This is a genomic window from Peribacillus sp. QJM3NY_7, assembly GCF_056173225.1.
In genome coordinates this window covers 88014-95000 of record NZ_CM149663.1, presented here as the reverse complement: position 1 = coordinate 95000, position 6987 = coordinate 88014, and the positions used below count along the sequence as shown (strand labels likewise).

Below are 6987 nucleotides of genomic sequence, written 5' to 3'. Positions count from 1 at the left end.
TACAAGTCAGTTGCTCTACCAGTTGAGCTACACCGGCAAGTGTAAAAATGGTGGAGGATGACGGGATCGAACCGCCGACCCTCTGCTTGTAAGGCAGATGCTCTCCCAGCTGAGCTAATCCTCCATATATAACTGCTTGGCGGCGTCCTACTCTCACAGGGGGAAACCCCCAACTACCATCGGCGCTGAAGAGCTTAACTGCCGTGTTCGGAATGGGAACGGGTGTGACCTCTTCGCTATCGCCACCAAACATAAAAGGAACGTTGTTCCTTCAAAACTAGATAATAAGAAGGTATTTCATTTTTTAAAAAGCGTTGGTTAAGTCCTCGATCTATTAGTATCAGTCAGCTCCACATGTCACCATGCTTCCACCTCTGACCTATCAACCTGATCATCTTTCAGGGATCTTACTAGCTTGCGCCATGGGAAATCTCATCTTGAGGGGGGCTTCATGCTTAGATGCTTTCAGCACTTATCCCGTCCGCACGTAGCTACCCAGCTATGCCTTTGGCAAGACAACTGGTACACCAGCGGTGCGTCCATCCCGGTCCTCTCGTACTAAGGACAGCTCCTCTCAAATTTCCTGCGCCCGCGACGGATAGGGACCGAACTGTCTCACGACGTTCTGAACCCAGCTCGCGTACCGCTTTAATGGGCGAACAGCCCAACCCTTGGGACCGACTACAGCCCCAGGATGCGATGAGCCGACATCGAGGTGCCAAACCTCCCCGTCGATGTGGACTCTTGGGGGAGATAAGCCTGTTATCCCCGGGGTAGCTTTTATCCGTTGAGCGATGGCCCTTCCATGCGGAACCACCGGATCACTAAGCCCGACTTTCGTCCCTGCTCGACTTGTAGGTCTCGCAGTCAAGCTCCCTTGTGCCTTTACACTCTACGAATGATTTCCAACCATTCTGAGGGAACCTTTGGGCGCCTCCGTTACTCTTTAGGAGGCGACCGCCCCAGTCAAACTGCCCACCTGACACTGTCTCCCACCCCGATAAGGGGCGCGGGTTAGAATTTCAATACAGCCAGGGTAGTATCCCACCAACGCCTCCACCGAAGCTGGCGCTCCGGCTTCTCAGGCTCCTACCTATCCTGTACAAGCTGTACCAAAATTCAATATCAGGCTGCAGTAAAGCTCCACGGGGTCTTTCCGTCCTGTCGCGGGTAACCTGCATCTTCACAGGTACTATAATTTCACCGAGTCTCTCGTTGAGACAGTGCCCAGATCGTTACACCTTTCGTGCGGGTCGGAACTTACCCGACAAGGAATTTCGCTACCTTAGGACCGTTATAGTTACGGCCGCCGTTTACTGGGGCTTCGGTTCAAAGCTTCGCTTGCGCTAACCTCTCCCCTTAACCTTCCAGCACCGGGCAGGTGTCAGCCCCTATACTTCGCCTTGCGGCTTCGCAGAGACCTGTGTTTTTGCTAAACAGTCGCCTGGGCCTATTCACTGCGGCTTTTCTGGGCTATTCACCCTAAAAAGCACCCCTTCTCCCGAAGTTACGGGGTCATTTTGCCGAGTTCCTTAACGAGAGTTCTCTCGCACACCTTAGGATTCTCTCCTCGCCTACCTGTGTCGGTTTGCGGTACGGGCACCTTACATCTCACTAGAGGCTTTTCTTGGCAGCGTGGAATCAGGAACTTCGGTACTATATTTCCCTCGCCATCACAGCTCCGCCTTAATGGAAACGGGATTTGCCTCGTTTCCGGCCTAACTGCTTGGACGCGCATATCCAACAGCGCGCTTACCCTATCCTTCTGCGTCCCCCCATCGTTCAAACGATGTATAGGTGGTACAGGAATATCAACCTGTTGTCCATCGCCTACGCCTTTCGGCCTCGGCTTAGGTCCCGACTAACCCTGAGCGGACGAGCCTTCCTCAGGAAACCTTAGGCATTCGGTGGAAGGGATTCTCACCCTTCTTTCGCTACTCATACCGGCATTCTCACTTCTAAGCGCTCCACCAGTCCTTCCGGTCTGACTTCAACGCCCTTAGAACGCTCTCCTACCATCGACACCATACGGTGTCAATCCACAGCTTCGGTGATACGTTTAGCCCCGGTACATTTTCGGCGCGGAGTCACTCGACCAGTGAGCTATTACGCACTCTTTAAATGGTGGCTGCTTCTAAGCCAACATCCTGGTTGTCTAAGCAACTCCACATCCTTTTCCACTTAACGTATACTTTGGGACCTTAGCTGGTGGTCTGGGCTGTTTCCCTTTCGACTACGGATCTTATCACTCGCAGTCTGACTCCCAAGAATAAGTATTTGGCATTCGGAGTTTGACTGAATTCGGTAACCCGTTGGGGGCCCCTAGTCCAATCAGTGCTCTACCTCCAATACTCTCATCTTGAGGCTAGCCCTAAAGCTATTTCGGAGAGAACCAGCTATCTCCAGGTTCGATTGGAATTTCTCCGCTACCCACACCTCATCCCCGCACTTTTCAACGTGCGTGGGTTCGGGCCTCCATTCAGTGTTACCTGAACTTCACCCTGGACATGGGTAGATCACCTGGTTTCGGGTCTACGACCTCATACTCATTCGCCCTATTCAGACTCGCTTTCGCTGCGGCTCCGTCTCATCAACTTAACCTCGCATGAAATCGTAACTCGCCGGTTCATTCTACAAAAGGCACGCCATTACCCATTAACGGGCTTTGACTACTTGTAGGCACACGGTTTCAGGATCTATTTCACTCCCCTTCCGGGGTGCTTTTCACCTTTCCCTCACGGTACTGGTTCACTATCGGTCACTAGGGAGTATTTAGCCTTGGGAGATGGTCCTCCCTGCTTCCGACGGGATTTCTCGTGTCCCGCCGTACTCAGGATCCACTCAGGAGGGAACGAAGTTTCAACTACAGGGTTTTTACCTTCTTCGACGGACCTTTCCAGGTCGCTTCATTTACCCCGTTCCTTTGTAACTCCATGTTGAGTGTCCTACAACCCCAAGAGGCAAGCCTCTTGGTTTGGGCTAATTCCGTTTCGCTCGCCGCTACTCAGGAAATCGCGTTTGCTTTCTCTTCCTCCGGGTACTTAGATGTTTCAGTTCCCCGGGTCTGCCTTCAGTACCCTATGTATTCAGGTAAAGATACTGTTCCATTACGAACAGTGGGTTTCCCCATTCGGAAATCTCCGGATCAAAGCTTACTTACAGCTCCCCGAAGCATATCGGTGTTAGTCCCGTCCTTCATCGGCTCCTAGTGCCAAGGCATCCACCGTGCGCCCTTTCTAACTTAACCGTTAAAAAAGATCTTACAGATGCTTTGAAAAAAATTAATTGCCTTCTATCTATTATCTAGTTTTCAAGGAACAAAGCAGAAAGAATCCATCACATCGTGATGTTCGTCTTTCCTATTTGAATGAATTACTCATTCAAAACTGAACAAAACAAAAGCGCTCTCGTAATTATCCTTAGAAAGGAGGTGATCCAGCCGCACCTTCCGATACGGCTACCTTGTTACGACTTCACCCCAATCATCTGTCCCACCTTAGGCGGCTGGCTCCATGAAGGTTACCTCACCGACTTCGGGTGTTACAAACTCTCGTGGTGTGACGGGCGGTGTGTACAAGGCCCGGGAACGTATTCACCGCGGCATGCTGATCCGCGATTACTAGCGATTCCGGCTTCATGCAGGCGAGTTGCAGCCTGCAATCCGAACTGAGAATGGCTTTATGGGATTCGCTTACCTTCGCAGGTTTGCAGCCCTTTGTACCATCCATTGTAGCACGTGTGTAGCCCAGGTCATAAGGGGCATGATGATTTGACGTCATCCCCACCTTCCTCCGGTTTGTCACCGGCAGTCACCTTAGAGTGCCCAACTGAATGCTGGCAACTAAGATCAAGGGTTGCGCTCGTTGCGGGACTTAACCCAACATCTCACGACACGAGCTGACGACAACCATGCACCACCTGTCACTCTGTCCCCCGAAGGGGAAAGCCCTATCTCTAGGGTTGTCAGAGGATGTCAAGACCTGGTAAGGTTCTTCGCGTTGCTTCGAATTAAACCACATGCTCCACCGCTTGTGCGGGCCCCCGTCAATTCCTTTGAGTTTCAGCCTTGCGGCCGTACTCCCCAGGCGGAGTGCTTAATGCGTTAGCTGCAGCACTAAAGGGCGGAAACCCTCTAACACTTAGCACTCATCGTTTACGGCGTGGACTACCAGGGTATCTAATCCTGTTTGCTCCCCACGCTTTCGCGCCTCAGTGTCAGTTACAGACCAGAAAGTCGCCTTCGCCACTGGTGTTCCTCCAAATCTCTACGCATTTCACCGCTACACTTGGAATTCCACTTTCCTCTTCTGCACTCAAGTTCCCCAGTTTCCAATGACCCTCCACGGTTGAGCCGTGGGCTTTCACATCAGACTTAAGGAACCACCTGCGCGCGCTTTACGCCCAATAATTCCGGACAACGCTTGCCACCTACGTATTACCGCGGCTGCTGGCACGTAGTTAGCCGTGGCTTTCTGGTTAGGTACCGTCAAGGTACCAGCAGTTACTCTGGTACTTGTTCTTCCCTAACAACAGAACTTTACGACCCGAAGGCCTTCTTCGTTCACGCGGCGTTGCTCCGTCAGACTTTCGTCCATTGCGGAAGATTCCCTACTGCTGCCTCCCGTAGGAGTCTGGGCCGTGTCTCAGTCCCAGTGTGGCCGATCACCCTCTCAGGTCGGCTACGCATCGTCGCCTTGGTGAGCCATTACCTCACCAACTAGCTAATGCGCCGCGGGCCCATCTATAAGTGACAGCGTAAACCGTCTTTCCATCTTCTCTCATGCGAGAAAAGAACGTATCCGGTATTAGCTCCGGTTTCCCGAAGTTATCCCAGTCTTATAGGCAGGTTGCCCACGTGTTACTCACCCGTCCGCCGCTAATCTCAGGGAGCAAGCTCCCATCGATTCGCTCGACTTGCATGTATTAGGCACGCCGCCAGCGTTCGTCCTGAGCCAGGATCAAACTCTCCGAAGAAATGTTTGACTTGCTCATTTGCTTTTTTGATAGTGTGTGCTCACTTAAAATTTAACGTTGGCGCTTTGTTTTGTTCAGTTTTCAAAGAGCAATGTCTTTCGGAACAGCTTATTTATAATAACATTTTCATTACTGCAAGTCAACAACTTTTTTAAAACTTTTTAAAGTTTGTAATCTGTTTGCAACTCGTTCGTAACGACAGATATAAATATAACACCATTACGTTAACTGTGCAATACCTTTTATAAAGTTTTTTTGAGATAATGTTGTTTTTCTTTTAAACCCTAGAATCCACTCTATTGAAAGGCATGAAATTATAATTAAAAAACAAAAACCGAATTGGACTCACCAGGATCAGGAGCTACGCCCATGATCCCAGCCATCCGAATTCGGCCCTGCAATCAAAACTCATTTTGCTTATATTTAGCGATGTCTCATTAAAGGGAATAACAGGACGTCACGTATGGAAGGAGAATTGGTCAATAGCATAACCAAACGGTCAACACCAATTCCAAGTCCGCCAGTCGGCGGCATTCCGTATTCTAACGCCTCCAAGAAATCTTCATCCATTTCATGAGCTTCATCATTACCTTGCTCTCGTTCTTTCAATTGAGCTTCAAAGCGTTGACGTTGATCAATAGGATCATTAAGTTCAGTGAAGGCATTTGCGTGCTCCCTACCTACTATGAATAACTCAAAACGATCTGTGAAACGGGAATCTTCCGGATTTTTCTTTGCTAAAGGAGAGATTTCCACTGGATGCCCATAGATGAATGTAGGTTGAATTAACTTATCTTCGACCTTTTGTTCAAAGAATTCATTTACGATATGGCCGAACTCCATGGATTCCTTAACTTCAATCCCATTTTCTTTAGCAAGCTGCTGGGCTTCTTCTTTACTCATTTCAGTCCAGAAATCCACACCGGTATATTCTTTTACAGCGTCAACCATGTGAAGTCGTTTCCATTCCGGTTTTAACTCTATCTCATACTCCCCATACTGGATGGTAGTCGTCCCAAGAACTTCTTGAGCTATATGGGCAATCAAGTTTTCCGTTAAGCTCATGATATCTTGGTAATCCGCATAAGCTTCATACAATTCGATCAATGTGAATTCAGGATTATGCCTTGTGGACACCCCTTCATTTCTGAAAACCCGGCCAATTTCATAAACTTTCTCCAATCCGCCAACGATCAAGCGTTTTAGATGAAGTTCAATGGCAATCCTTAAATTCAAAGGCATATCCAAAGCATTATGGTGAGTAAGGAAAGGTCGAGCAGCTGCTCCACCAGCAACAGAGTGCAATAGCGGCGTCTCCACTTCAAGGTATCCATGATCATCCAAATACCTTCTCATGGCTTGTACAATGCGACTGCGCATGATCAACGTATTTTTGCTTTCTTCATTTGTAATTAAATCGACATAGCGTTTCCTGTAACGCTCTTCAACATCCTTCAAGCCATGAAATTTATCAGGCAACGGGCGAAGCGCTTTAGCAAGGAACACATATTCTTTAGCTTTAATGGAAAGTTCCCCGACTTTCGTTTTGAAGATAACGCCAGTTACCCCTACAAGATCACCAAGATCCGTTTGGTTGAAAATTTGGTAAGAATCTTCCCCTATGTTATCCAAACGGACGTAGATTTGGATTTGGCCGCTAATATCCTGGATATGGGCAAATCCCGCTTTTCCTTTTCCGCGCTTCGTCATGACACGGCCAGCGATCGTAACTTCAATTTCTTTTTCTTCAAGATCTTCTTTTTCTAATTCACCATAAGCACTGATTAACTCTTGCGTGTTATGTGTGCGCTCGAATCTGCTCCCGAAAGGGTCTAGTCCATTATCCATCATCGCTTGCATTTTATCGCGTCTTACCTGCAGTTGGTCATTCAATTCTTCATGACTCACGAAAATCATCTCCATCTTTATTAATAAATGCCTTATATAATTAATCAGAAATTCTTTTGCATACATATTTATTCTTACATAAAGTAAAGGAATTCAACAGCTTTT

1 protein-coding gene, 2 tRNA genes and 3 rRNA genes (1 of these 6 cut by a window edge) are annotated in these 6987 nt (G+C 48.5%); all 6 read right to left on the bottom strand.

The genetic code is table 11. From position 1 onward, the window contains the following. Window positions 1-37 (bottom strand) — tRNA-Thr (locus tag AC0VX1_RS00485); it reaches 39 nt to the left of the window's first position. An 11-nt stretch (window positions 38-48) separates the two neighbouring features. Continuing rightward, window positions 49-124: transfer RNA gene (locus AC0VX1_RS00480), tRNA-Val, on the bottom strand. 10 nt (window positions 125-134) lie between these two features. Next, window positions 135-250 (bottom strand): 5S ribosomal RNA (rrf, locus tag AC0VX1_RS00475). 64 nt (window positions 251-314) lie between these two features. Further along, window positions 315-3247, bottom strand: a 23S ribosomal RNA gene (locus tag AC0VX1_RS00470). 176 nt (window positions 3248-3423) lie between these two features. Continuing rightward, a 16S ribosomal RNA gene (locus tag AC0VX1_RS00465) occupies window positions 3424-4974 on the bottom strand. Together the 16S, 23S and 5S rRNA genes with 2 tRNA genes alongside form the textbook arrangement of a ribosomal RNA operon. A 423-nt stretch (window positions 4975-5397) precedes the next feature. Then, window positions 5398-6897 (bottom strand): lysine--tRNA ligase, encoded by a 1500-nt coding sequence (gene lysS / locus AC0VX1_RS00460; protein ID WP_170946992.1) that lies wholly within the window; start codon window positions 6895-6897, stop codon window positions 5398-5400. Window positions 6898-6987: the final 90 nt, after the last annotated feature.